This is a genomic window from Pseudomonas sp. P8_229, from assembly GCF_034008635.1.
Lineage (GTDB): Bacteria > Pseudomonadota > Gammaproteobacteria > Pseudomonadales > Pseudomonadaceae > Aquipseudomonas.
The window spans coordinates 4,862,053-4,887,713 of record NZ_CP125378.1 but is presented as its reverse complement, the minus strand read 5'-3'; the positions used below and the strand labels follow the sequence as shown (position 1 = coordinate 4,887,713).

Genomic DNA, 25,661 nt, shown 5'->3' with positions numbered 1-25,661 from the left:
CCTCCATAGTGAGTCTGGACTGAGCCCGAAGCTGTAGCGCCGGGCTTTTTGCATTATGCGACCGGCTCTCGTAGAACCGGCGACTTCAAAGACGGCCTAATATGCGTTATCAATTGTCCCCGCGTCGAATCAGCATGAAGCATTTGCTCCCCAGCACCGCCCTCGCTCTTTTCATCGGTATCGGCCTGTTGCCGATGTCGGGCAAAACATTCGCAGCCAACAGCTGGGACAACTTGCAGCCTGATCGCGACGAAGTGATCGCCAGTCTCAACGTCGTCGAGTTGCTCAAGCGTCACCACTACAGCAAGCCGCCGCTCGACGATGCGCGCTCGGTGATCATCTACGACAGCTACATCAAGCTGCTGGATCCATCGCGCAGCTACTTCATGGCCAGCGACATCGCCGAATTCGACAAGTGGAAGACCCAGTTCGACGACTTCCTCAAAAGCGGCGACCTCAACGCCGGGTTCACCATCTACAAGCGCTATCTGGACCGCGTCAAGGCGCGCCTGGACTTCGCCATTGCGGAGTTGAACAAGGGCGTCGACAAGATGGACTTCACCACCAAGGAAACCTTGCTGATCGATCGCAAGGACGCCCCTTGGCTCAAATCCACTGCTGAACTCGACGACCTGTGGCGCAAACGCGTCAAGGACGAAGTGCTGCGGCAGAAGATCGCCGGCAAAGAGCCGAAGCAGATCCAGGAAACCCTGACCAAGCGCTACAAGAACCAGTTGGCGCGCCTCGACCAGACCCGTCCGGAAGACATCTTCCAGGCGTACATCAACACCTTCGCCATGTCGTACGATCCGCACACCAACTATCTGTCGCCGGATAACGCGGAGAACTTCGACATCAACATGAGCCTGTCCCTGGAGGGCATCGGCGCCGTGTTGCAGAGCGACAACGATCAAGTGAAAGTCGTGCGTCTGGTGCCCGCAGGCCCGGCCGACAAGACCAAACAGGTTGCACCGGCTGACAAGATCATCGGCGTTGCCCAGGGCAACAAAGAGATGGTCGACGTGGTGGGCTGGCGCCTGGACGAAGTGGTCAAGCTGATCCGCGGCCCGAAAGGCACCGTGGTTCGTCTGGAAGTGATTCCGGCCAGCAACGCGCCGAACGACCAGACCAGCAAGATCGTGCCGATCACCCGCGAAGCGGTGAAGCTTGAAGATCAGGCGGTGAAAAAATCCGTGCTGAACCTGAAACAGGACGGCAAGGACTACAAGCTCGGCGTGATCGAGATTCCGGCCTTCTACCTCGACTTCAAGGCGTTCCGTGCCGGTGATCCGGATTACAAGAGCACCACCCGTGACGTCAAGAAACTGCTGACCGAACTGCAGAAAGAGAAAGTCGACGGCGTGGTCATCGACTTGCGCAACAACGGCGGCGGCTCCCTGCAGGAAGCCACCGAGCTGACCAGCCTGTTCATCGACAAGGGCCCGACCGTCCTCGTGCGTAACGCCGATGGCCGCGTCGATGTACTGGAAGATGAAAACCCGGGCGCGTTCTACAAAGGCCCGATGGCATTGCTGGTCAATCGCTTGTCCGCCTCGGCTTCGGAGATTTTCGCCGGCGCCATGCAGGACTACCATCGCGCGCTGATCATCGGTGGCCAGACCTTCGGTAAAGGCACGGTGCAGACCATTCAGCCGCTGAACCATGGCGAACTGAAACTGACCCTGGCCAAGTTCTACCGGGTTTCCGGTCAGAGCACCCAGCATCAGGGCGTCCTGCCGGACATCGATTATCCGTCGATCATCGACACCAAGGAAATCGGCGAAAGCGCCCTGCCGGAAGCCATGCCGTGGGACACCATCAAGGCGGCGATCAAGCCTGCGGTCGATCCGTTCAAGCCGTACCTGGCGCAGCTCAAGTCCGAGCATGATGCACGCAGTGCCAAAGACGCCGAGTTCGTGTTCATCCGCGACAAGCTGGCCCTGGCGCAGAAGCTGATGGAAGAAAAAACCGTCAGCCTCAACGAAGCCGAACGCCGTGCCCAGCACACCGACATCGACGCCAAGCAACTGGCGATGGAGAACATCCGTCGCAAAGCCAAAGGCGAAGAGCCGCTCAAAGAACTGAAGAAAGAAGACGACGATGCCCTCGCGGCCGCCGAGCCGGACAAGGTCAAACCAGAAGACGACGCCTACCTGAGCGAAACCGGGCGCGTGCTGCTGGATTACCTGAAGCTGAGCAATCAGGTAGCCAAGAAGTAAGGTGATGGCAATTTAATGCTGACGCTCCTCGGAGCGTCATCAAACAGTCATCATTCTGTCGTGAAATAAAGGACTGGAGCCACTCTCTTCATCGAGAGCGCTCCCAGTCCTTTTTTTATCGCCAGAGATTGCCATGACCACGACCGAACAGCTGAGTGCCTTGAGCTCGATCCTGACTCAAAGCGGTTTGCACAGTCTGTTCCAGCCGATCATCAGTCTCTCCGAACGCCGCATCCTCGGTTACGAAGCCCTCACCCGTGGCCCGTCCAACAGCCCGCTGCACTCGCCTATCGCGCTGTTCGCCGTGGCGCGTCAGGCCGGCCGCCTGAGCGAACTGGAGATCGCTTGTCGCCAGTCTGCCTGCCGTCGCTTCAACGAGCAGCAACTGCCGGGCAAGCTGTTCCTCAACGTCTCGCCGGAATCCCTGCTCGAAGCTGCGCATCAGCCGGGGCGGACGCTGCAATTGCTTCAGGACTTCGGCATTCCACCCAGCCAAGTGGTGATCGAACTCACCGAACAGACACCGATCGACGATTTCCAGTTGCTGCAAACCGCCCTGCATCACTACCGGGCGATGGGTTTTTCGATTGCGCTGGATGACTTGGGCGCTGGCTATTCGAGCTTGCGCCTGTGGTCCGAACTGCGTCCGGATTACGTGAAGATCGACCGCCACTTCATCGACGGTATTCATCAGGATGCGCTGAAACGCGAGTTCGTCGGCTCGATCCTGCAAATCGCCAAGGCTTCGCGAGCGCAGGTGATTGCCGAGGGTATCGAGTTGCCGGAAGAGCTGGCGATGTTGACCGAAATGGGCGTCGATCTGGTGCAGGGCTATCTGCTGGGGCGCCCACAGGAACATCCACCCCACGATGCCCGGGCCCTGATGCCCAAACACGACAGCAATGCCGTGGCCCTCAACGACGAAGGCAGCGACCTCAGCGCCCTGCTCAACGACCAACCAGCCGTGCATCGCGACACACCGACCGCCACGGTGCTGGAAGCCTTCCGCCGCCAGGCCAACCTCAACTCACTGGCGGTGCTCGATGAACAAGGCCAGCCGTGCGGCATCGTCCATCGCCATTCGTTGTCCGACGCGTTGCTCAAACCGTTCGCCACCGACCTGTTCGCGCGCAAACCGATCAGCCGCCTGATGAACGACGACTTCCTCGCCGTGGAGATGAGCCAGTCGCTGCAACAGGTCAGCCGCCTGATCACCAGCCGCGCCCGTCAGCGCATCGAAGAAGATTTCATCATTACCCTCAACGGCGGCTATCTCGGCCTGGGTCGGGTAATTGACGTGCTCAAACTGATCACCGAACTGAAAATCCAGCAGGCCCGCTACGCCAACCCGCTGACCCTGCTGCCCGGCAACGTGCCGATCCAGCAATGCCTGACCCGCCTGCTGCAACAGGGCCGCGAGTCGATCATCTGCTACGTCGACATCGACAGCTTCAAACCCTTCAACGACATCTACGGCTACGGCCGTGGCGACGAAGTCCTGCTGTGCCTGGCGCAATGCCTGAACGAACGCGTTGACCCTTCCCGCGACTTCGTCGGCCACATCGGCGGCGACGACTTCCTCCTCGTCCTCGGCCCGGAAGACTGGCGCAAACGACTCAATCAGCTGCTCGACGACTTCCAGAGCCAATGCCGGCGCTTCTATCGCCCTGAGCATCTTGAGGCGGGGTGCTTCATCGCGCCGAACCGTCAGGGTATGCGGCAGGAGTTTCCACTGCTGTCACTGTCCATCGGCGTAGTCCACCTGCACCCCGAGGCCTGCGCCGAACTGGATGCCAGCCAACTCGCGGAAATGGCCTCGCAGGCGAAGCATCATGCGAAGAATGTTCCGGGGTATAGCGTGCATGTGATTGATAGTCTTACCGTTCCAGAACTCCTTGCTCCACAAACAATCGGCCAACGCTGATATCCCCAACACCCCAAATACCCTGTGAAAACTTGCGTGCTCGCGGAGGGGGGGGGCAGTCACTACGACTTATCCAAATGAAATTCAGACCACCCATTATCAAATTTCTGCTTTTTCGATTAATGCAACGAAACTACTTCCTTCAATCAATCCACCTCTTCTAACTCCAGAACTGCGAGGGGATGGAGTTTTTCTGCAGCCTTTATCATCCAGAATTCGGCTTTAGACCTATCTCTCCGCACCCCCAACAACCCCTCTAAGTATATTTTTCCAAGCTCATACTGTGCATTTGGATCATCTGCTTCCGCGGCCTCTATAAACAATTGAATCGCCACATCTGTATTAATAGGTCCTCCCTCGCCGTCTCTGAGCATTTTGGCCAAATTCGTTTTAGCATAAGAGCTACCAAGTTTCGCAGACTTGCTATACCAGGATCTTGCCTCTATATCACTCCTTATAACTCCCCGCCCATTCCTGTACATATCAGCCAATCTATTCTGAGCATAACTATCGCCGCTTTCGGCACCCTTCTTATTCCAATAAGCCTCAGCTGACTCATCCTTCTCTACAAGCTGACCTTCTCGATAGATCTGAGACAAAACAAAATATGAGGTCACATGCCCCTGCGCTGCAGCCTTTAAATATAAACCCATGGCAGCGCTATCGCTCCTTGGTATATTTCTTGACACATATCGCCCACGATCATACATTTGCGCCAATCCGAATTGAGCATTAGCATTTCCTTGCTCTACCGCTAATCGATACCAAACTAAAGCTTCTTCTTCATTTTTTGCGTTCCACGTGCCAACGAGTTTTTTAGCAAGTTCGGCTTGCGCAACAGCATTACCTTGCTCCGCGGCAAGACGAAACCAATCTATGGAGTATCTTCCCCCTAATTCAACCGCTCCACAGAGGTTCTGGCTTGCAGCGTATCCAAATGCTAATTGTGCTTCCGCATTTCCAGTTAAAGCAATTTCATGAAGTTTATTCGCTGCTGGATGACACTCACCCTGTTCAATTAAACTGAGAAAATCTCCCGCGTCTTCAGCTAAAACATCCGTCATGATCGCCAAGAACAAAGCACAAACAAACGCTTTAATAAAAAATAAAACTGAAACCATTATCAACCCTCCAAATCCAATTGCCAAATTCAAATATCTGCATTACCACAAAGACTGATCCTCCAAACCAGCCCGATACAAATCCACCTCCCACTCTTCAAGTGCCGCTCTATATATCTCTTCAAAAAAAACTCTGGAATTGTCGATTTCAGTTTCGTCCCAAGCCAAATAGATATTGGCTTCATCATCACTTTTGAACAAGGATGAAAAGTCGAAATCAGGGCACGACAGTGCATCCTTCAGTATTTCAACTAACAAAAACCGGTGCCGACATGTCAAACATTCGAATCGACGCAATATATATTTTCGAATAATTGCAGCTCTATCCCCTTGATTATTAGGATTATAAGCCCACAATTCTGCACCGAGCGTTTCCTCTCTATCAAACACGGAAACCCCACCCAGCCAATAATGCATCGTAGGCTCAAATGGCGTATTAAACTTAGGCCACCTCAACATATTTTTTCACTCCTCAATCTGGAAAAGCCGTATAAGGCCTGCCACTTACCTGATCAAACCTAACTTCTGAAAAATTAAGATCCTTTATGAATTTTGGATTATTTTTATCTTTCTTATTCGGCTTGTAGCCTCTACCCCCACCAGGCATTTCCTTTCTAATAACAGGATCCCCATCTTGGGTATAGCCTGTTGGAGTAGGATTTTTTCTCTCCATCCTAGTTACTGCATCATTTATTGCGTTAAGTTGTAGCAACCAGGTTTTGAATTGGGAGCTAGGTCTTATTGGACCTTTCTGACCTTTTTGGGTTGGATGACTACCGTCAATGGATCTCTGCTTCAGCGCCTTATCAGATATCTCCGGGTTATGTTTCGCGACGGTGTGCATTTTGTACTTTTTCTCCAGTTTCAAAACTTCACGCTTCGCGTTCGCCTCCGCCAGCGTATCAATCCTCGCCCGCCGCTCCTGCGCAGTCATCTTTGGGAGCGCTGGCTCTCCTTCATGAACCTTGACGCCACTGACATCACCGGGCACCGGACAACCCGGCCTGTTCGGCGGCGGACAGTTTGAGCTCAACCCCAACGGATCCACCCACCCCGTCGGATTCGGCACATACCGATACTGATTCAACCCACCCGCCAACTTGATGGGATCCGGCGTCAGATACCGCCCCAGCCTCGGGTCGTAATGCCGATGCCGGTTGTAATGCAGCCCGCTCTCCGCATCGAAATACTGCCCCTGAAAACGCAGTGGCTGATCCAGATAGTCCTCACCCGCCAGGGTGATCGCCGAGACTTTGCCGTAGGCGTCGTATTGCGCTGACCAGACGATGTCGCCGCTGTAGTCGGTGAGTTCCTGCGGGGTGCCGAGGTGGTCGAGTTGGTAGTAGAACGGGCAGGCCTTTTTCGGGCCTTTGCCGTCGAGCAGCGCCAGTGGGCGGAAGGTGCCGGGTTCGTAGACGTAGCTGCGGTGGTGCGTCGGGCTGCTTTCGGCGACGAGGTGGTCGCCTTGCCAGAAGAACTCGGTGCTCTGGCCGTCGACGGTCTTGCGGATGCGGCGGCCGAAGGCGTCGTACTGGTAGGACGCGGTGTTGCCATCGGGGCGGGTCAGGCCGATCAGGCGGTGCTGGCAGTCGTAGCGGTATTCGGTGACGAGTTGCTGATCACGGCCGCGACGTTCGCGGATCAGGTTGCCGAAGGCGTCGTAGTCGTAGTGACGGTCGCCCTGCATCAGCAGACGGTTGCCGTGGATGTTCGTCGGGCCGGGACGGTCCTGCATCAGCAGGTTGCCGGCCGGGTCGTGGGCGAAGGATTCCGGCAGTTCGTCACGCGAGTGGCGTACGCGGATCAGCTGGTCGAGGGCGTCGTAGGCGTAGGTGCGCTGGCCGTGGCGGGTGTCGGCAATGTGCTCAAGATTGCCGTTGGCGCTGTAGGCATAATCGCGGCGGTACAGCGAGTCGTGCTGATGGCCTACAGCGTGGGCGAGTAAACGGCCCTGGTCGTCGTAGGCGTAGTCGCTGCGCAGCAGGCCTTGCTGGCGTTGTTGTTCGCGACCGGACTGATAGACGTGGCTGGTCAGCCGTGCACCGTTGAGGTCGATGGCGGTCAGCGCGCCACCCTTGGCGTAGTGGTAGTCGAGTTTGCTGTTGTCCGGCAGACGCTGGTGTTTGAGCTGCCCGCAGGCGTCATACGCATAACGCAAGGTGCCCCAGCCCTGATGCTCGGTGATCAGCCGGTCCTGGCGGTCGTATTCAAAGGCCAGTGGGTGTTGCTGGCCGTCATCGACCCCGGTTAACCGGCCCAGGCGGTCGTAGGTGTAAGCCACCTGAACCCCGTCCGGCAGGGTCTTGAGCAGCAGACGCCCGGCCGTATCGCGCGCGTAAGCGGTGACCAGCGTCGAGCCGTCATCACCGAATTCGGTCTTTTCCAGCAGATGCCCGTTGCGGTCATAGGCATACGCGGTGCGCCGCCCGTCGAAGCCGGTTTCCTGTCGGATCAGTCCGGTCGGTGTGTAGTCCAGTCGGTACTTTTCGCCGGATTCGTTCTCGATTTCCGTCAGCAGCAGTTGCGCATGGTCGTAGCGGTACTGCACCCGCGTGCCGTCGGGGTTGATTCGGCGCGAGACCAGATGCAGGTCGTCGTCATATTCGTAGCGGGTGATGCGCCCGAGTTCGTCGCGTTCGGCAGTGAGCTGGCCGTAAGCACCGTAGCTGTAGGCGCGGGTGGCGCCGGTAGGCACCGTGGTCTGCACCCGTCGGCCCACCGCGTCCCACTGCTGGCGCGTAATCGCGCCGTGTTCGTCGCAAGACGTCGTCCGCCGCCCCAGCGCATCGTAGGAAAAACGCCGCACGCCGCCGTCGGGCAGGGTTTCCTCAATCAGTTGGCCGAGGTCATTCCACGCCAACTGATGCCGACTGCTGTCCGGGTAACGGATCGACAGCAACTGCCCGCGCGTGTCGTAGTAGTAATAGGTGACCAGGCCGTCGGGATCGACCGCTTCGGTGACATCCCCTTCAGCGTTGCGCCGCCAGGTCCACACTGCCTCGCCGCGGGAACGGCGGTGCAGGAAACCGTTGCGGTACTCGTAGGACGTCGGCTCGTCTTGCGGCGGAAGCAGCGCCACCAAGCGTCCGACTTCGTCGTAGCGGTACTCGGTGACCGCGCCCAGCGGATCCTGCTCGGCGATCAAGCGACCCGCCGCGTCATAGACCTTGAGGTGCTCACCACCATCGGCCTCGACCTTGCGCACCAGCCGTGCACGGTCGTCGTGGACGTAGGTCTCTTCGCTGCCATCGACGTAATGCACGGCGACGCTGCCGTCATCCGCCCAGACGTAACGCGTGTCCATCTGCGAAAACGACGCCCAGTGCCGCACACAGCGCGCGGCTTTGCCAGAGCGCTCCCACTCCCAGAAGAAACTCGCGCCGCCGGTCAGTTGCCGCTGCAGGATGACGTGGGCGTCGTCGTAGTCGTAACGCTCGCTGTCACCGACAGCGTTGGTCGCCTCCAGCAGGCGCTGACGGGCGTCGTAGCGGTAGCTGGCGAGGGTCTGTTCGGTGTGCCAGCCAGTCCCGTCAGAGCCAAAGGACTGATAGTCGACGGCAACCAACTGTGCCCGCTCATAACGCAACAGCAGCGACCGCCCCGCGCCATTGTCCAGCCGAACAATCCGCTCCTGATGATCACGAGCAACCCGCAGGCGATTGCCATACGCATCACTGATCGCCGTCAGCCGCCCGGCGCGAAAGTGATAAAACCGCGCCACGTCCCCGGCCAGCGCAACAATCAGTTCCTCCGGCTCATCCCCCAGAAAAATCGCCGCCCGCGATAGGCTGTTGTGAATCGCCGGCCGCTCGACACTGGGCAACGGAAATCGCGTGCGGCGGTTTTCGTGATCGACCCAGACCACCGCATCGCCATCGAACGCCAACCGATGCGCCAACGAGTGGCTCCAGCCAAAGCCCAGCCCGACATCAATCTCGACGGCACTGGTGCGATACAACCGGGTGAACTCGAATGGCAACACCCCATCGAGCGAACCATCGCTCAGGGTCAACAGTTCTTCGCCGGTGACCATCGACACCGGGCAGCCGTTGGTGCAGGTAAACGGCACACAATCGGCGCTGTCGCCGTTGGGGTTTTTCGCTTGATCGGGTGAGTCGTCGTGGTGCTCGTTTTTCTTCAGCGAGGCATTGCGCTTCGCATCCCAGCGCAATTGCAGACGGCCCTTTTTCACCCCAGCGGCAATGCCCCGCGCGGCGACTTTTTTGTAGCGGTCGACGTATTCGATAAACGTGCTGACGATGCCAAACATCGCCTTCACCAAGCGTTTAACAACCGAGAGCAATTGAGCAGCGCGGTCCGCCAGACGCAGGGTCAGATAGGCAATCCCGGCACCGGCCCCGACGAAGGTCAGGACGATGCCGATCAGCACGTCGATCAACAGTTGCACCACAACCATCGACGCCGCTTCAGCGGTTTTCCCGGCGATTTCGCTGGGTGGCAGCATCTCCAGCCAAAGGCTCGCGGCGCGCAGCAGCAAACACAACGCCGCCTCGTCGCTGACCAGCAGTTGCAGCTTCTGCATCACCTGCGGAGCGGTTTGCGCCAGCTTGATCAGATCATCCGCCGCACTCCCCAACCGCTCGGCAAACTTGCCGGGGTTCTGCAGGATCTCCGACAGCATCCCGATGCTGTCCCACACACCCTCGATCGCCGCCCAACTCCCGGCAAGCATGCCGTTGCCCGCCGCCGTCGCCACCGACTGCGACCATTGCGGCTTGAACCCTTGCCACTCGCTACGCAGCCAGCCATCCAGTTCACGCGTCAGCCCGCCATAAGCGGCAAACAGATCGTTTATCTGCTCGGGAGTGACCTCACTGCGGACCTGGACCCGGTAGAATTTGCCTGCCTCGCCGGTGAATGAGCCTTTACCCTGCGCATCCAGCGTGACCGGTGTGATCTCCCCACCATCCGCCGCCACTACATCGACCACGATGTCGCCCAGCGGGATGTCATACACCGACTCGAACTTGCTCTCGATCGCCATCACCCCACCCTGCGGGCACTGGACGACGTTGGAGAAGAATTCGTTGTCGCCAGTGCTGACGGCGGTGACACGATCACCGAAGCGGATGATCCGCTCCATGCCCATCAGCGAAGGCAGGTCCGCCGCGTGGCTGACCTGGTCGGCCGCACGGCTGAACCAGTGTTCAAGCTGTTGGCGATAGAGGCTGAGGGTGTCGGGAAAGCTGTCGAGTTCCTGCTCGATACGGCTGACGGTGTCCATCAGCGCACGCCACCCTGCGGGGAGGAATGAAAAACCGGGTCAAACATGAACGTTCCCTCGCGCAAAAATTAGGCGCGGGGACTTTGCGGGGGATCAATCAGGAAAGAAGTCAGGCGAGTAGGCGTTTGCTGTAGGACTAATCTGCAAAATGCCCATGACTACAAAACGTATGGATTTAAACGCAAACGTGGCGCGAGGTTTCCCTCGCGCCACGTTTATCGGGCCGACACAAATGGATTTACTGCGTTGAATCCCGAGCACTCAACTCTTTGAGTTTGAGCTCGGCCAACGGGTGGCCGGCCTTGGCGGCCAGAGTCCACCAGCGCGCCGCTTCTGCCGGATCCGGCGCCTTGCTCGCAGTGCCGGCCAGGCTGATCACACCGACCTGATAGGCCGCTTTGCCATCACCGGCGAGTGCCGCCAGACGCAACAACCGCACACCCTCTTCGCGGGCGCCGAGGCCAACACCACGAAACGTCAGAATGTGCCCGTAAAAACTCTGCGCACCGACGTCGCCAAGGTTGGCCATGCGCGCGAACTGCCCTTCGAGCCAGTGCCAGCCTTTTGGCTGACGGACAAACCACGACCAGTGAAACAACCGGCGCGCCAGCCAGTAACTGATCTGCGCCTTGAGTCGTAAGAACACTCAGGCCTCCGCCGATTCCGGGTACTCGTATTCGAAAACCCTGACCACTTCCGACGCGTGCCAAGAGGCTGCCGCGACGCCATCGGATGGCCCGGAAAAACGCCCCAGACGTTCGACGCATTCAAAAAAACCGGTACGTGGCAGGCGGCTCGCACCCTGGCTGATCACCAGCGAACTGCGCAAGGGTTGTTCGGCCTTGGCGTCCAGTGCGGCCAGATGTTCCAGTGCGGCGGTCAGGGTTTGCATCGCCGGCGTCGGCAGTTGCAAACGCTCGAGTAACGCCCGATAGGTCAGTAGATGGCGCTGCCTGCGTGCCTGATCGAGTTCCCCCAGCAATCCGTCCCAATGTTGACGACTGATGCGTACGCTCACGATTCATCCCTCCAACCGGGCACCGTCAGTTCCCAGGCCAGGCTGCGGCGAATTGCGGCGTCAGGCTGACGCTCGCCACTTTCGATCATGGCCAGATAAGACGGGCTGATGCCTACCGTGCGGGCCAGCGCCTCGATGGCGATGCCCTTCCCTTCGCGCAAACTGCGTAATTGATCCAGACCTGGAAGAATCGGGTCCGCTGTTGCCGCGAGCGGCGCTGGGGCCTGCTGCGACGGTGTTTCGTTGATGCCTGCTGCTTTCAGTAGAGCCTGATACTGGACCCATGGCAGAACCGCGTATTCGGGTTCGCCATCGCGTGCAATTATCTGAATATCCATGACTACCCCGTAGGACAACAACACTTAGCGAGTCGGCACTTTTCCCTAGAAGTGTAATCCTAACAGCGGCTAAGGTCGCGGGGGGTATCTATCTGTATGCAGGCAGGAATGAATCAGGGCTTTTTCGGGCCCTGAAGCTGCAGTTGCTCCGGGGTATCGGGCAGGCGCTCGACCACGGCGAGCTTTTCCGGCTGCTGGCGGTTACGCCATTGCCGGAAGGCATTGAGTTCATCATCAAGGGTTTTCATCACCCAGGCGAGGACGGCGATGTCATCGAGCATGCCGAACACCGGAATGAAATCGGGGATCGCATCCACCGGGCTGAGGAAATACATCAGCCCCGCCACCACCGAGATCATGGCTTTCGGGCTGATGGCCCGATACTCGCCACGCCAGTAGGCCAGGCACAGCGCCTGAAGCAAACGCAGATCATCCTTGAGCTTGCCCAGGCGATTGCCCTGCGCGGCACCTTTGCTCGCCACCGCAAATAGCAGGGTCGGCAGGCGGCCACGGGCCAGCAGGCGTCCGGCCAAAGGCAGAAATCGGGCGAAATTCCACGGTGCTTTCATCTATTTCTCCCGTTGAAATGTTATCCACACAAATTGTGGATAACCTTGTGAACAGAGCTGCATTTCAGCTCTGAGAGCCCCGTTTTATAAGGGCTGCGCTCAGATCGGGCGTTTTTTACTCACATAAAAAAGCCCAATATTTCATTGACTTGGCGGCTCAGGGCGTCTAGCGCTGGCGGCCTCAATCTCTAGGACTGCTGTCAGCGGGATCCGTTCGCTCTGTTTACCCTTGCCATACTCCAGATGCAACAACGCCCCGCTTAAGCGAGGCGTTGTTGGCGAAGTCGTTGCCGATTACTTGGCAGCAGCAGCGTCTTCTTTGCTCGGGTCCTTGATGGCCAGCAGTTCCAGGTCGAAAACCAGAACCGAGTTGGCCGGGATTGCCGGGCTTGGCGATTGCGCGCCGTAGGCCAGATCGCTAGGGATGTACAGTTTGTACTTCTCGCCAACGTGCATCAGTTGCAGACCTTCAACCCAACCCGGGATCACACCGCTGACAGGTAGATCGATCGGGCTGCCGCGCTCGACGGAGCTGTCGAATACGGTGCCGTTGGTCAGCTTGCCGGTGTAGTGAACAGTCACTACGTCGGTCGGCTTAGGCTGTGGGCCATCGGCTTTCTTGACCACTTCGTACTGCAGGCCGGAAGCGGTGGTGGTAACACCAGCCTTCTTGCCGTTTTCTTCGAGGAATTTCTTGCCAGCAGCTGCCGACTCTTCGCTCATCTTGGCCATACGCTCTTCAGCACGCTTTTGCAGCGCGGCGAAGGCTTCGACCAGTTCGTCGTCTTTCAGCTTCTGTTCTTTCTTGCCGACGGCATCTTCGATGCCCTGGGCTACCGCTTTGGAGTCCAGATCATCCATGCCTTCCTGAGCAAGGCTCTTGCCCATGTTCAGGCCGATACCGTAGGAAGCTTTTTGCGCCGGGGTTTTCAGCTCTACGCTGGTCTGCGAATCACAACCCGCGAGGACCAGGCTAACCAGGGCTACCGCCGCCGCCAACCGATGCTGTTTCATGCTATTTCCTTGTTCATGCGCCGAAAGGGCAATCGAGTAAAGCCGCGAGCTTATCAGGCCGCCACGACCAATGGCTACCGGCATGAGAGCAGGAAACGTCCGATAAGTTCAGGGATTAAAACGCATTCGAGAAAAGGGACGATGAAGCTTCTGTCATCTTGACCTGACAAGGACTGACGAGACTTGTTGCGACAGTTGGCGTAATGGCCACTTGCCGCACCTGCAACAGCTGAGGCATAACAGCGCAACAACTCGACAAGGATGTTTAACTTGCGCCTCTTATTCCGTGTGCTAACCCTGATCATCGTGCTGCTGGGCCTGGTCCTCGCCGTGGTTCTGTATTACGTCGCCAACCCGAAATTACCGTTCTACACCCCCGCTCAGCAGGTGCATTACCTGAATCAGTGGAGTGAAGAGGAACGTCAGACCTACTATTTCACGCCCCAGGGCACGCAGGTCAAAGGCCTGCGCTATGAATGGTTTCAGGCGCTGGAGCTGCCCTTCTCGCAGCAGCGCTTCGCGTCCCCGGAATACCTCGCACGGTTCGGTTTTCTGGTCGATCCGCAACAGAAAGCCACAGCGAACAATCCCGGCAATCTGCCGGTTGGCTTTGCCCGCCACCCGAATCCAGGCGGCACCGAGCAATTTCTCGATATCACCTGCGCGGCTTGCCACACTGGCGAATTGCGCTTCAAGGGCCAGGCCGTACGGATTGACGGTGGTTCAGCGCAGCACGTGTTGCCCTCCAGTGTTCCTACGCTGCGCGGTGGCAGTTTCGGACAGGCATTGGTCGCCAGTCTGACTTCGACTTACTACAACCCATGGAAATTCGAACGTTTCGTCCGACAAGTGCTGGGCAATGACTACGAGGCGCGCCATGCGCAACTGCGCAAGGACTTCAAGGCCTCGCTGAACACCTTCGTGAAAGTCGCCTGGAACGACACCCACCGTGGCCTCTACCCGACCGAAGAGGGCCCGGGACGCACCGATGCCTTCGGCCGCATCGCCAACGCCACCTTCGGCGACGCGATCTCCCCCGCCAACTACCGAGTGGCCAACGCCCCGGTGGATTACCCGCAGCTGTGGGACATGTGGACGTTTGATTGGGTGCAGTGGAACGGTTCGGCGCAGCAACCGATGGCGCGCAACATCGGTGAGGCGCTGGGCGTCGGCGCCACGTTGAATTTTTTCGACAGCAATGGCCAGCCGCTACAGGGCGATGCGCGTTATGCCTCCAGCGTGCGCGTACGTGATCTGCACACAATCGAAGAAACCCTGCAACACCTGCAACCGCCCGCCTGGCCGGAAGAGGTGCTGGGTGCTGTCGACAAACCGTTGGCCGCCAAAGGGCGCGCGCTGTTTGCGCAGAACTGCGCCGGTTGCCACGTGCCGCGCAAGACTCAGGAGGGCGAGCGCTGGGTGCAGCATTTGCACATGCTGCCGGTGGAGGTGATAGGCACCGACCCGAACGCCGCCACCAACATCGCCAATCACCGTTTCGACCTGACACCGCTGCAATGGAACCTCAAGGAGCTTGAGCAGATGGACGTGAAACTGCATCCGACACCCACGCAACCACTGGATCTGAGCCAGCTATCGGTGGCCAAGGGCCTGGCCTACGTCACTGCCTTCGTTGAAAACCGCGCTTATCGCGAGGCCGGGGTCACCGCGCAGGAGAAGCCTCAACTCGATGGTTTCGGCCTGCCTATTGGCGTGCGTGAAAAAGTCGCCTACAAGGCCAGGCCTCTGGCCGGTGTATGGGCCACCGCGCCGTTCCTGCACAACGGTTCGGTGCCGAGCATTTATCAGCTGCTGTCGCCGCAGGATGAGCGCGCCACCACGTTCTATAAGGGCTCGTTCGAATACGACCCGCGCCATCTGGGTTACCGCACCGAGGCCTTCACCAATGGCTTTTTGTTCGACACGCGGATCACCGGTAACCACAACAGCGGCCACGAATTTCGCGCTGGCGAGCGGGGTAATGGCGTCATCGGTCGACTGCTGCAACCGGAAGAACGCTGGGCCTTGCTGGAGTACCTGAAAGTGCTGGGCGGACCGCTGGAGGCGCAATTGCCATGATGATCACCCCCTACAAAAAACCGTCCATGCTGACCCGTGTCTGGTTATGGCTGGGACGACTGATTGGCAAAACCCTGTTGGCATTACTGATTGTCGGCCTGCTTGGCTGGGCCATCGCCAGCGCAGGGTTTGCCTGGCAACACCGCGGCCCAGTGGCGGCGCAGGAGCAGATTCCCGTCGGCGAATCAGCCATGACCCAGAACGTGATCCAGACCGCAGTGCGCATCGTCGATCAGCATCGCGAAAGCACGCGTTATCTGCGTGATGCGCATGCCAAGGCGCATGGTTGCGTGAAAGCTGAAGTGACGGTGTTGCCGGAACTGACGCCAGCGCTGCGTCAGGGCGTCTTCAGCGAACCGGGCAAAATCTGGCAGGCGATGATTCGTCTGTCCAATGGCAACGCCTACCCGCAGTTCGACAGCATTCGTGACGCCCGGGGCATGGCGATCAAACTGCTCGATGTGCCCGGCAAACCGTTGCTCGGCGACCGTCAGGATCGCCGTGAGCAGGACTTTGTGATGTTCAGTCACCCGAATTTCTTTGTCAGCGATGTCGCCGAGTATCGTCAGAATGTGGCGGCTCAGGCTGACGGCAAAAAGATCATGGCGTTTTTTCCCGGCCGGGATCCGCGCACTTGGCAGATCCGCCACTTGTTCATCGCGCTGGCAACCCTGTCGCCAGCGCCGGACAGCCCGACCGGGACCACGTACTTTTCGGTATCGCCCTACAAGTTCGGTGAGGCCAACGCCAAGTTTCGCGTTGTGCCGGATCCGGACAATTGCCCGGCGTACGCCCTGCCCCCGCAAAACCACGACCTGCCGAACTTCCTGCGCAGCGCGCTGAATCAGCAACTGTCGGCGGATCGGGTGCCAGCCTGTTTCGTGTTGCAGATTCAGCGCCAGGACGCGAACAAGTACATGCCGATCGAGGACACCAGCATCGAATGGCGCGAGCAGGACTCACCGTTCGAAACCGTGGCGCGGATTACCCTGCCTGCGCAGGACTTCGACACGCCGGCGCTGAATCTGGCGTGCGACAACCTGTCGTTCAATCCGTGGTTTGGTATCGAGGCGCATCGGCCGATTGGCGGGATCAACCGCTTGCGTAAAGCGGTGTATGAGGCGGTGAGTGACTATCGGCACAGCCAGAACGCCACCCAGTAAAAAGACGAGCAGATGGTTTGTGGTGAGGGGATTTATCCCCTCACCCCAGGTTTAGCGTCAAACCTGAGATTTCATAAATCCCAGACAGCAAAAAGCCCGCACTAGGCGGGCTTTCTGTGGAATCTGGCGTTCAGTGTTCCAGATTCCGAATATGGCGCAGCGGACGGGACTCGAACCCGCGACCCCCGGCGTGACAGGCCGGTATTCTAACCGACTGAACTACCGCTGCGCGAAACGCTTGAAACGAATGGTGGGTGATGACGGGATCGAACCGCCGACATTCTGCTTGTAAGGCAGACGCTCTCCCAGCTGAGCTAATCACCCTTCGCTTCGTTACGGGACGCATTATGTCACAAGTTTTCGTAATGTGTTGATTTAATTGAAGTTTTTTTCAAAAAAATCCGAAAACCGGTGAAACGACACAAACCCGATGGAACAAGGTACAAACTTGAGACAGAAAAAAACCCGCTTCAGCGGGTTTTTCCGTGGTGACCTGGCGTTCAGTGGTCCAGGTTACCGAATATGGCGCAGCGGACGGGACTCGAACCCGCGACCCCCGGCGTGACAGGCCGGTATTCTAACCGACTGAACTACCGCTGCGCTAAACACTTTAAACGAATGGTGGGTGATGACGGGATCGAACCGCCGACATTCTGCTTGTAAGGCAGACGCTCTCCCAGCTGAGCTAATCACCCTTCGCTTCGGTGTGGCGCGCATTCTACGGAGCGACCCAACCTCTGGCAAGCACTTTTTTAAATAATTTTCTCAGGCCTTCCAAAGGCTTAGAGAAGGGTTGGCCTATGCCACGGCGAAGACAATAATGCCCCCCTTTGTATAAAGGAGAGACTCACCCCATGTGGTTCAAAAACCTGCTTATCTATCGCCTGACCCAAGACCTGCCTGTCGATGCCGAGGCGCTGGAAACTGCACTGGCCACCAAACTGGCGCGTCCATGTGCAAGCCAGGAGTTGACCACCTACGGTTTCGTCGCGCCGTTCGGCAAGGGCGAAGATGCTCCACTGGTGCACGTCAGCGGTGACTTCCTGCTGATCGCCGCTCGTAAAGAAGAACGTATTCTGCCGGGCAGCGTCGTGCGCGACGCGGTCAAGGAAAAGGTCGAAGAGATCGAAGCCGAGCAGATGCGCAAGGTCTATAAGAAGGAACGCGATCAGATCAAGGATGAAATCATCCAGGCCTTCCTGCCGCGCGCCTTTATCCGTCGCTCGTCGACCTTCGCCGCCATCGCGCCGAAACAGGGGCTGATTCTGGTCAACTCGGCCAGCCCGAAACGCGCCGAAGACCTGCTCTCCACAATGCGCGAAGTACTCGGCACCCTGCCCGTCCGTCCGCTGACCGTGAAAACCGCGCCGACCGCCGTGATGACCGAATGGGTCACCACCCAGCAAGCCGCCCCGGACTTCTTTGTCCTGGACGAGTGCGAACTGCGCGACACCCACGAAGACGGCGGCATCGTGCGCTGCAAGCGTCAAGACCTGACCAGCGACGAAATCCAGCTGCACCTGAGCACCGGCAAAGTCGTGACTCAACTGTCGCTGGCCTGGCAGGACAAGCTGTCGTTCATGCTCGACGACAAAATGACCGTCAAACGCCTGAAGTTCGAAGACCTGCTGCAGGATCAGGCCGAACAGGACGGTGGCGACGAGGCCCTGGGCCAACTGGACGCCAGCTTCACTTTGATGATGCTGACCTTCGGCGACTTCCTGCCGGCACTGGTTGAAGCGCTGGGTGGTGAAGAGACGCCGCAGGGGATCTAACGCCCGGCGAGTTTCAAAATTGTGGGAGCGAGCCTGCTCGCGAATGCGCAGTGACAGTTAACATTAATGTGTCTGACACTCCGCTTTCGCGAGCAGGCTCACTCCTACATTGGTTTTGTGTGTAACCAATAATAAGGAACAAGCCATGCGCGCACTGGCTGCACTCAGCCGCTTTGTCGGCAACACCTTCGCTTACTGGGTTCTGATTTTCGCCGTGATCGCATTCCTGCAGCCGGCGTGGTTCCTCGGTCTCAAAGGCGCCATCGTGCCGTTGCTGGGGCTGGTGATGTTCGGCATGGGCCTGACCCTCAAACACGACGACTTCGCTGCTGTCGCCCGCCATCCGTGGCGCGTGGCGCTGGGCGTGGTTGCGCATTTCGTGATCATGCCCGGCGTGGCGTGGTTGCTCTGCCAGGTCTTTCATCTGCCGCCGGAAATCGCCGTCGGGGTGATTCTGGTCGGTTGCTGCCCAAGCGGCACCTCTTCCAATGTGATGACCTGGCTCGCCCGGGGCGACCTGGCGCTGTCGGTGGCGATTGCTGCGGTCACCACCCTGCTCGCCCCGCTGCTGACCCCGGCGCTGATCTGGCTGCTGGCTTCGGCGTGGTTGCCGGTGTCGTTCATGGAGCTGTTCTGGTCGATCCTGCAAGTCGTGTTGCTGCCAATCGTGCTCGGCGTGGTTGCGCAACGTTTGCTCGGTGACAAGGTGCGACACGCGGTCGAGGTGTTGCCGCTGGTGTCGGTGGTCAGCATCGTGATCATCGTCACGGCGGTTGTTGCCGCCAGTCAGGCGAAGATCGCCGAGTCCGGTCTGCTGATCATGGCCGTGGTGATGCTGCACAACAGCTTCGGCTACTTGCTGGGTTACTTCACCGGGCGTCTGTTCAAGTTGCCACTGGCTCAGCGCAAGTCACTGGCGCTGGAAGTCGGCATGCAGAACTCGGGACTGGGCGCCGCGTTGGCCAGTGCGCACTTCTCGCCACTGGCGGCGGTGCCGAGCGCGCTGTTCAGCGTCTGGCACAACATTTCCGGGGCGCTGCTTTCGACCTGCTTCCGGCGCATGAGCGAAAAAGAAGATCGTGAAACGGCAGCTCAACAGGCCGCCGACTGACCTCAAACCTTGATCCCCGGATGAATGCTCGTCAATATGTTGCGCAACGCGGGGACGACCCTGCGGCTCGATCGAGTTATTAATCTGGGGACGACCCCGTCAATCGATGGAGGTCTCTCATGTCCTGGATCATTCTGTTTTTCGCCGGCCTGTTCGAAGTCGGCTGGGCCGTCGGCCTGAAATATACCGACGGCTTCACCCGCCCGCTTCCCACCGTACTGACCGTTGCGGCCATGGCCATCAGCCTTGGTCTGCTGGGTCTGGCGATGAAGGAATTGCCGTTGGGTACGGCTTATGCGATCTGGACCGGCGTGGGCGCCGTGGGTACGGTGATTGCCGGGATCATTCTGTTTGGTGAGTCGATGGCGTTGATTCGCCTGGCCAGTGTGGCGTTGATCATTACCGGGTTGATCGGCCTCAAGGTCAGCGCCTAGGCCACTACCGCTTTCGCGAGCAGGCTCACTCCTACAGGGCAACGCGTTTCAAATGCAGGAGTGAGCCTGCTCGTGATGAGGCCCTTAAAGTCAGCGATTATCTGACTGCCCCACGCAACTCCCCCACCACCCCCTGCAACTTCGCCGGTTCCGCGGCTTCAACCGCTACCGCCGAACCCGCCACCAACGTCACCCGCGACCACAACCGCTTGAACAAACCCTTGTTCGGGTCGCGACTGAAGAAACTCCCCCACAACCCCTGCAACGCCAGCGGAATCACCGGCACCGGTGTCTCTTCGAGAATCCGAGTCAGCCCGCCCTTGAACTCATTGATCTCACCGTCGGTGGTCAATTTGCCCTCCGGGAAGATGCACACCAGTTCGCCGTCCTTCAGATACTGGGCAATCCGGGTGAAGGCCTTTTCGTAGATCTGGATGTCTTCGTTGCGTCCGGCAATCGGAATCGTCCCCGCCGTGCGGAAGATAAAGTTCAGCACCGGCAGGTTGTAGATCTTGTAGTACATGACAAAGCGAATCGGCCGACGCACCGCGCCACCAATCAGCAAGGCATCGACGAACGAAACGTGGTTGCACACCAGCAACGCCGCGCCTTCGTCCGGGATCGCCTCCAGGTTGCGGTGCTCAACGCGGTACATGGAATGGCTGAGCAGCCAGATCATGAAGCGCATGCTGAACTCGGGAACGATCTTGAAGATGTACGCATTGACACCGATATTGAGCAGCGACACCACCAGGAACAGCTGCGGAATAGACAGTTTGACCACACTGAGCAACACAATCGAAACGATCGCCGACACCACCATAAACAGTGCGTTGAGAATGTTGTTGGCGGCGATCACCCGCGCCCGCTCGTTTTCGGCGGTGCGCGACTGGATCAAGGCGTACAGCGGCACGATGTAGAAGCCGCCAAAAATGCCGAGGCCGAGAATGTCGACCAGCACGGCCCAGGTATGCACAAAACCCAGCACGTCAATCCAGCTGTGGCCGGTGACACTTTCCGGGATACCGCCGGAATGCCACCACAGCAGCAGGCCGAACACAGTCAGACCGAACGAGCCGAACGGCACCAGGCCGATCTCGACCTTACGCCCGGAAAGCTTCTCGCAAAGCATCGAACCCAGCGCGATGCCGACCGAGAACACGGTAAGAATCAGCGTGACCACGGTTTCGTCGCCGTGCATCCATTCCTTGGCGTAGGCCGGGATCTGCGTCAGGTAAATCGCCCCGACAAACCAGAACCACGAGTTGCCGACAATCGAGCGCGACACCGCTGGCGTCTGGCCCAAGCCGAGTTTGAGGGTGGCCCAGGACTGGCTGAAGATGTTCCAGTTCAGGCGCATTTCCGGCGACGCCGCCGCTGCACGCGGAATGCTGCGACTGGCGAGATAACCCAGCACGGCAATGCCGACAATCGCGGTCGACACCAGTGGCGCGTAATGCGTCGAGGACATGATGACCCCGGCGCCAATGGTCCCGGCGAGAATCGCCAGGAACGTGCCCATCTCCACCAGACCATTGCCGCCGACCAGTTCATCCTCTCGCAGCGCCTGCGGCAGTATCGAATACTTCACCGGCCCGAACAGCGCCGAGTGGGTGCCCATGGCGAACAGCGCCACCAGCATCAGCGACAGGTGATCGAAGAGAAAACCGATCGATCCTACGGCCATGATCGCGATTTCTGCGAGTTTGATCAGACGAATCAGCGCGTCCTTGGCGAACTTTTCCCCGAACTGCCCGGCCAGCGCCGAGAACAGAAAGAACGGCAGGATAAACAGCAGCGCACACAGGTTGACCCAGATCGAACGGTCACCCTCGATGGTCAGCCGATAGAGAATGGCGAGAATCAGCGACTGCTTGAACACGTTGTCGTTGAAGGCGCCCAGCGACTGTGTGATGAAAAACGGCAGGAAGCGCCGGGTGCGAAGCAGGTTGAACTGTGAGGGGTGACTCATCTTCCGTGTTTCCCTGAGGTCGGTAGAGAATGGCCTGGATCTGCATATTGGAATCCCGATCCGCGATCCAGGCCACACATTACCTAAACTTTTCAGGTTATTTCTTCAAACCTGCAATACAAGGTGAGACAAACAGTTCACCGCGCCACGCGCCTTGCACGGTGCGTTTACCGACGATCAGCCACATCACCGCCAGCAACGTCACCAGCACGCAGCCCACCACACTGAAAAATCCGAGGTTCAGCGTGCTGGCAAGCTTGAGGGTCGCCAGCGAATACACGCCCAGCGGGAAGGTAAAACCCCACCAGCCAAGGTTGAACGGGATGCCGTCACGCAAGTAGCGAGCGGTGATCAACAGCGCCATCAACATCCACCACAAGCCGAACCCCCACAGCGTGATGCCGGCGACCAGGCCAATACCGGAAGCGATTTCACCGATGCCCGGCAGACCGTTGGCGGCGAAGATCGCCGGCGCATCACTGCCCAGCAGCAACATGCCCAACGCGCCGGTGCCGATCGGGCCTAGAGCCAGCCAGCTCGAGGCCGCCATGTTTTCGTGAGGCAGTTTGTGCAGGGCCATGCGCAGCAACAGGATGGTCAGAATGCTGAACGCCACCGGCAGGGAAAATGCCCAGAGCACGTAGCTGGTGGTCAGCACCACCAGTTGCGCGTGAGCATCGGCCAGATGCGGCGCGAGCAAGCCACCGCTGGCCGCCGCCACTTCCGCGGCGACCACCGGCAACAGCCAGACGGCGGTCATCTGATCGATGCTGTGTTCCTGGCGGGTAAACATCATGTAGGGGATCAACACGCCGCAGGCCAGCGACATCGCCACGTCGAGCCACCACAGCACCTCGGCCAGATGGATCACGCCCTCGCCCCAGCGTGGCAGACCGAACAGCAGAAAGCCGTTGATGATGGTCGCCAGGCCCATGGGAATGGTGCCGAAGAACATCGATACGGTGGAGTGGCCGAAGATCCGCCGCGCTTCATCGAAAAACAACACCCAGCGCGCGGCATAAGCGAAAGTAAACAGGGTGAACAACAGAATGTTGAACAGCCACAACCCTTCGGCCACCGCGTGCAGCCCGGGAATCGCCACCGGAAGTTGCGCCAGCGCCAGGGCCAGCACGCCGGTGCCCATGGTCGCGGCGAACCAGTTGGGGGTGAATTGACGGATCACTTCACGCGGATGCTGAAGCTGGCTGAACGGCTTGATGCCGGGTTTGGCGCTGTTGGGGCAAGTCATCATGAACTCCTGTCCTCAGGTGAGGTTGAGTCCATGGTAGAACCGAATCGAATATCTATATAACGGGTAATTTCTCTATCTGTTATCTACTTAATAGATAAGCCTCTAGACGCTGCCTTCGCTCTCGATCACCAGAATCCGCGCCGCACCCTGCGGATGCGCTACGTGCTCGGTACCGACCGAGGCGTAGAAGATGTCCCCGATCTCAAGCAGCACCTGCTTTTCTTCACCCTGTTCGCGGTAGTGCATCTGCACTTGGCCGTCGAGCACCACGAACACTTCTTCGCCATCGTTGACGTGCCATTTATACGGCTGGTCGGTCCAGTGCAGGCGCGTGGTGATGCCATTCATGTTGGCGATGTCCAGCGCACCCCAGGCACGCTCGGCGGTGAACGACTTGCTGCGGATTATCTTCATGTCTCGATCCGTGAAATACAGGGCCGGCCAAGGCTAACCCAAACGGCGCCGCTTATGGAGCGCGACAAACCTTGGCCGCACGTGGACGCAGGCTGAGCAACAGCGCGCTCAAGGCCAGTACGATCAAAGCAACACCGTAGCCATCGGTGGTCGCCAGCAGGCCATACGTGCGGGTCAAGTGCCCGGCCACCAACGCCGGCAGGCAGAACGCCAGATAACTCAGCGCGTAGTACGCCGACATCAACCCGGCCCGTTCATGGGGCGACGCCAACGGCACCAGGCTGCGCACCGCGCCAAGGAACCCCGAGCCAAAGCCGCAACCGGCGATTAGCGTGCCGAGGAAAAACAGCGCCAGACTGGCGCTGTGCACGCCGAGCAAAATCAACAGCACCCCGAGCGGCAGCAGACCGGCGCCGATTTGCAGGGCTTTGCTGGCCGGACGATTACGCAAGGTGAAGATCATCAGCGCGCCGGTCACGGTCAACGCCGAGACTGTCGCGCCACCGATCAGATTGGACGTCGAACCGGTAGCGGTGCGCACCAACGACGGCGCCAGCGAGGCAAAAAAGCCGCCAAGGGCCCAGGTCGCGGTGTTCAGCGGCAGTACGCGCCACAAAGTCGAACGTGCCTGGACCGGCACATGCAGGGTCGGCCGCAGCGATGCCCAGGCCCCGGCTTGCGGCGTCACGCTTTCTGGCATGCGCCAGACATACGCCGCTTGCAGCACAAACAACCCGAGCAGTAGCCAGTAGGTCAGTTGCAACGGCGCCGGGGCGAACTCGGCCAGCAAGCCACAGCCCATGCTGCCCAGCGCCATGCCGAGCAACGGTGCGACGCTGTTGATCAACGGCCCTTGCTCGCGGTCGGTGTCGAGCAGTGTCGCGCTCAAAACAGCGGTGGCCATGCCGGTGGCAAAACCCTGCAGTACGCGGGCGCTGATCAGCCAGGCGACACTGTCGGCGCTGATAAACAGCAACATCGCCAACGCGTTGAGCAGTACCGCGGTGAAAATCACCGGTTTGCGCCCCAGGTGATCGGACAGCGATCCGACCGTCAGCAGCGCTGCCAGCAGGCTCAAGGCATACACGCCGAAAATCAGCGTCAGCACCGCTGCCGAAAAATGCAGTTGATCCTGATACAGGTGATACAGCGGCGTCGGCGCTGTGGAAGCGGCGAGAAAACTCAGTAAGGTGATCGCCAGAAAAATCAGGCTGCCACGGTTGGAAGCAAGGCTGGTCATGTGCACACTCCGCAAAAGCTAATTTTTTGCTTTTGCGGAGTGTGCTCTTGGCTTTGGCTTAAAGCAAATTCTTTGTGTTAAGGTCGGACACATGGCTATTAAAGAAGGTTTACGCCCCGGCGGCCGTAGCGCCCGGGTGCAAGAGTCGATTCATTCGGCAGTCCGCGCACTTCTGCAAGAACAGGAGCGCAGCACCGTGACTGTGCCGCAAATCGCTGCACGCGCCGGCGTGACGCCCTCGACGATCTATCGACGCTGGGGTGATCTGGCGGCGTTGCTCGCGGACGTCGCCCTCGCCCGCATGCGCCCCGACAGCGAACCGGCCGTGACTGGTGATCTGCGCGGTGATATCCGCGCCTGGGCCGAGCAGTATCTCGACGAGATGAGTTCCGAGCCCGGGCGCAACATGATGCGCGACGTGCAGGCCAGCGCCACGCCGGGGTATTGCGTGACGATCCTCGGTGCGCAGTTGCAGACCATCATTGACCGCCACCCGGACGAAGCGGCGCCGAGCGTTGACCGGTTGATCAATCTGGTGGTGGCGCCGGTGGTGTTCCGGATTCTGTTTTCGGCGGCGGCACTGGAGGTCGAAGAGTTGCATCGGTTGATTGATATCGCGCTGCAGCAGGGCTGATGCCATCGCGAGCAGGCTCGCTCCCACAGGGGATTGCATACCAAATGTGGGAGCGAGCCTGCTCGCGAAGAGGCCCGACCAGTCAACTCAGAAACCACCTGGATTCAGCACTGCGACACCCCGCCACGCCACGACCTTG

General features: G+C 59.0%; 20 protein-coding genes and 4 tRNA genes. 8 read left to right on the top strand and 16 right to left on the bottom strand.

Features of this window, described 5'->3' with window-relative positions:
• Positions 1-134: 134 nt before the first annotated feature.
• Together QMK55_RS22150 and QMK55_RS22145 are read left to right on the top strand one after the other, a co-directional pair.
• Positions 135-2,219, top strand: coding sequence for a carboxy terminal-processing peptidase (locus QMK55_RS22150; protein WP_178082181.1), 2,085 nt, complete (start codon positions 135-137; stop codon positions 2,217-2,219).
• A 133-nt stretch (positions 2,220-2,352) separates the two neighbouring features.
• Positions 2,353-4,143, top strand: a complete 1,791-nt coding sequence (locus tag QMK55_RS22145; protein WP_320329964.1) for a bifunctional diguanylate cyclase/phosphodiesterase — start codon at positions 2,353-2,355, stop codon at positions 4,141-4,143.
• A gap of 146 nt (positions 4,144-4,289) precedes the next feature.
• Here the strand turns inward: QMK55_RS22145 and QMK55_RS22140 are convergent, their stop codons facing one another.
• From QMK55_RS22140 to QMK55_RS22105, 8 genes are all read right to left on the bottom strand, one after another.
• Entirely contained in the window at positions 4,290-5,297 is a 1,008-nt protein-coding gene (locus tag QMK55_RS22140; protein WP_320329963.1) for a tetratricopeptide repeat protein, read from the bottom strand.
• Positions 5,298-5,306: 9 nt separating this feature from the next.
• The gene (locus QMK55_RS22135; RefSeq protein ID WP_320329962.1) at positions 5,307-5,681 is read right to left on the bottom strand and encodes a hypothetical protein; all 375 of its coding nucleotides are present in this window, start codon (positions 5,679-5,681) and stop codon (positions 5,307-5,309) included.
• Between the two features lie 55 nt (positions 5,682-5,736).
• Positions 5,737-10,509 carry an RHS repeat-associated core domain-containing protein gene (locus tag QMK55_RS22130; RefSeq protein WP_320329961.1) on the bottom strand — a complete coding sequence of 1,591 codons (4,773 nt, stop codon included), beginning with the start codon at positions 10,507-10,509 and terminating at the stop codon, positions 5,737-5,739.
• Between the two features lie 238 nt (positions 10,510-10,747).
• A complete protein-coding gene (locus QMK55_RS22125) occupies positions 10,748-11,155 on the bottom strand; it encodes a sel1 repeat family protein (RefSeq protein WP_102359118.1) in 408 nt (135 codons plus the stop codon).
• A complete protein-coding gene (locus QMK55_RS22120) occupies positions 11,156-11,527 on the bottom strand; it encodes a hypothetical protein (protein ID WP_003223109.1) in 372 nt (123 codons plus the stop codon).
• Positions 11,524-11,865 (bottom strand): helix-turn-helix domain-containing protein, encoded by a 342-nt coding sequence (locus tag QMK55_RS22115; RefSeq protein WP_102359119.1) that lies wholly within the window; start codon positions 11,863-11,865, stop codon positions 11,524-11,526. Before QMK55_RS22115 ends, QMK55_RS22120 begins: the two co-directional genes overlap by 4 nt.
• A 113-nt stretch (positions 11,866-11,978) precedes the next feature.
• Complete coding sequence (locus tag QMK55_RS22110) at positions 11,979-12,434, bottom strand: YkvA family protein (protein WP_102359120.1); 456 nt, start codon at positions 12,432-12,434, stop codon at positions 11,979-11,981.
• 294 nt (positions 12,435-12,728) lie between these two features.
• Positions 12,729-13,448: an FKBP-type peptidyl-prolyl cis-trans isomerase gene (locus QMK55_RS22105; RefSeq protein ID WP_102359121.1), complete on the bottom strand. Its 720-nt coding sequence runs from the start codon at positions 13,446-13,448 to the stop codon at positions 12,729-12,731.
• Between the two features lie 270 nt (positions 13,449-13,718).
• Here QMK55_RS22105 and QMK55_RS22100 point away from each other — a divergent pair, with 270 nt between their 5' ends.
• Both QMK55_RS22100 and QMK55_RS22095 read left to right on the top strand, forming a co-directional pair.
• The gene (locus QMK55_RS22100) at positions 13,719-15,527 is read left to right on the top strand and encodes a di-heme-cytochrome C peroxidase (RefSeq protein ID WP_320329960.1); all 1,809 of its coding nucleotides are present in this window, start codon (positions 13,719-13,721) and stop codon (positions 15,525-15,527) included.
• 26 nt (positions 15,528-15,553) lie between these two features.
• Entirely contained in the window at positions 15,554-16,690 is a 1,137-nt protein-coding gene (locus QMK55_RS22095; protein WP_320330276.1) for a catalase family protein, read from the top strand.
• A 152-nt stretch (positions 16,691-16,842) separates the two neighbouring features.
• Here QMK55_RS22095 and QMK55_RS22090 read toward each other — a convergent pair.
• The 4 genes from QMK55_RS22090 to QMK55_RS22075 form a co-directional block, all read right to left on the bottom strand.
• Positions 16,843-16,919: transfer RNA gene (locus QMK55_RS22090), tRNA-Asp, on the bottom strand.
• Positions 16,920-16,938: 19 nt separating this feature from the next.
• A tRNA-Val gene (locus QMK55_RS22085) sits at positions 16,939-17,014 on the bottom strand.
• 199 nt (positions 17,015-17,213) lie between these two features.
• Positions 17,214-17,290 (bottom strand) — tRNA-Asp (locus QMK55_RS22080).
• A 19-nt stretch (positions 17,291-17,309) separates the two neighbouring features.
• Positions 17,310-17,385: transfer RNA gene (locus QMK55_RS22075), tRNA-Val, on the bottom strand.
• A 159-nt stretch (positions 17,386-17,544) separates the two neighbouring features.
• Between QMK55_RS22075 and rdgC the strand changes: the two genes are divergently transcribed.
• From rdgC to sugE, 3 genes are all read left to right on the top strand, one after another.
• Positions 17,545-18,465 (top strand): recombination-associated protein RdgC, encoded by a 921-nt coding sequence (gene rdgC / locus QMK55_RS22070; protein WP_320329959.1) that lies wholly within the window; start codon positions 17,545-17,547, stop codon positions 18,463-18,465.
• A 145-nt stretch (positions 18,466-18,610) separates the two neighbouring features.
• On the top strand, positions 18,611-19,576 hold the full coding sequence (locus QMK55_RS22065; protein ID WP_320329958.1) for a bile acid:sodium symporter family protein: 966 nt from the start codon (positions 18,611-18,613) through the stop codon (positions 19,574-19,576).
• A gap of 119 nt (positions 19,577-19,695) precedes the next feature.
• A complete protein-coding gene (gene sugE / locus QMK55_RS22060; RefSeq protein WP_003223093.1) occupies positions 19,696-20,010 on the top strand; it encodes a quaternary ammonium compound efflux SMR transporter SugE in 315 nt (104 codons plus the stop codon).
• 97 nt (positions 20,011-20,107) lie between these two features.
• Here sugE and QMK55_RS22055 read toward each other — a convergent pair whose 3' ends face one another.
• From QMK55_RS22055 to QMK55_RS22040, 4 genes are all read right to left on the bottom strand, one after another.
• On the bottom strand, positions 20,108-21,982 hold the full coding sequence (locus QMK55_RS22055; RefSeq protein WP_320329957.1) for an MFS transporter: 1,875 nt from the start codon (positions 21,980-21,982) through the stop codon (positions 20,108-20,110).
• Between the two features lie 97 nt (positions 21,983-22,079).
• Positions 22,080-23,231, bottom strand: coding sequence for a TDT family transporter (locus QMK55_RS22050; protein WP_102356769.1), 1,152 nt, complete (start codon positions 23,229-23,231; stop codon positions 22,080-22,082).
• A gap of 105 nt (positions 23,232-23,336) precedes the next feature.
• A complete protein-coding gene (locus QMK55_RS22045) occupies positions 23,337-23,648 on the bottom strand; it encodes a cupin domain-containing protein (RefSeq protein WP_102356770.1) in 312 nt (103 codons plus the stop codon).
• 52 nt (positions 23,649-23,700) lie between these two features.
• Positions 23,701-24,888 carry an MFS transporter gene (locus tag QMK55_RS22040; protein WP_320329956.1) on the bottom strand — a complete coding sequence of 396 codons (1,188 nt, stop codon included), beginning with the start codon at positions 24,886-24,888 and terminating at the stop codon, positions 23,701-23,703.
• A gap of 91 nt (positions 24,889-24,979) precedes the next feature.
• Between QMK55_RS22040 and QMK55_RS22035 the strand changes: the two genes are divergently transcribed.
• Positions 24,980-25,522 (top strand): TetR/AcrR family transcriptional regulator, encoded by a 543-nt coding sequence (locus QMK55_RS22035; RefSeq protein ID WP_320329955.1) that lies wholly within the window; start codon positions 24,980-24,982, stop codon positions 25,520-25,522.
• Positions 25,523-25,661 lie beyond the last annotated feature (139 nt).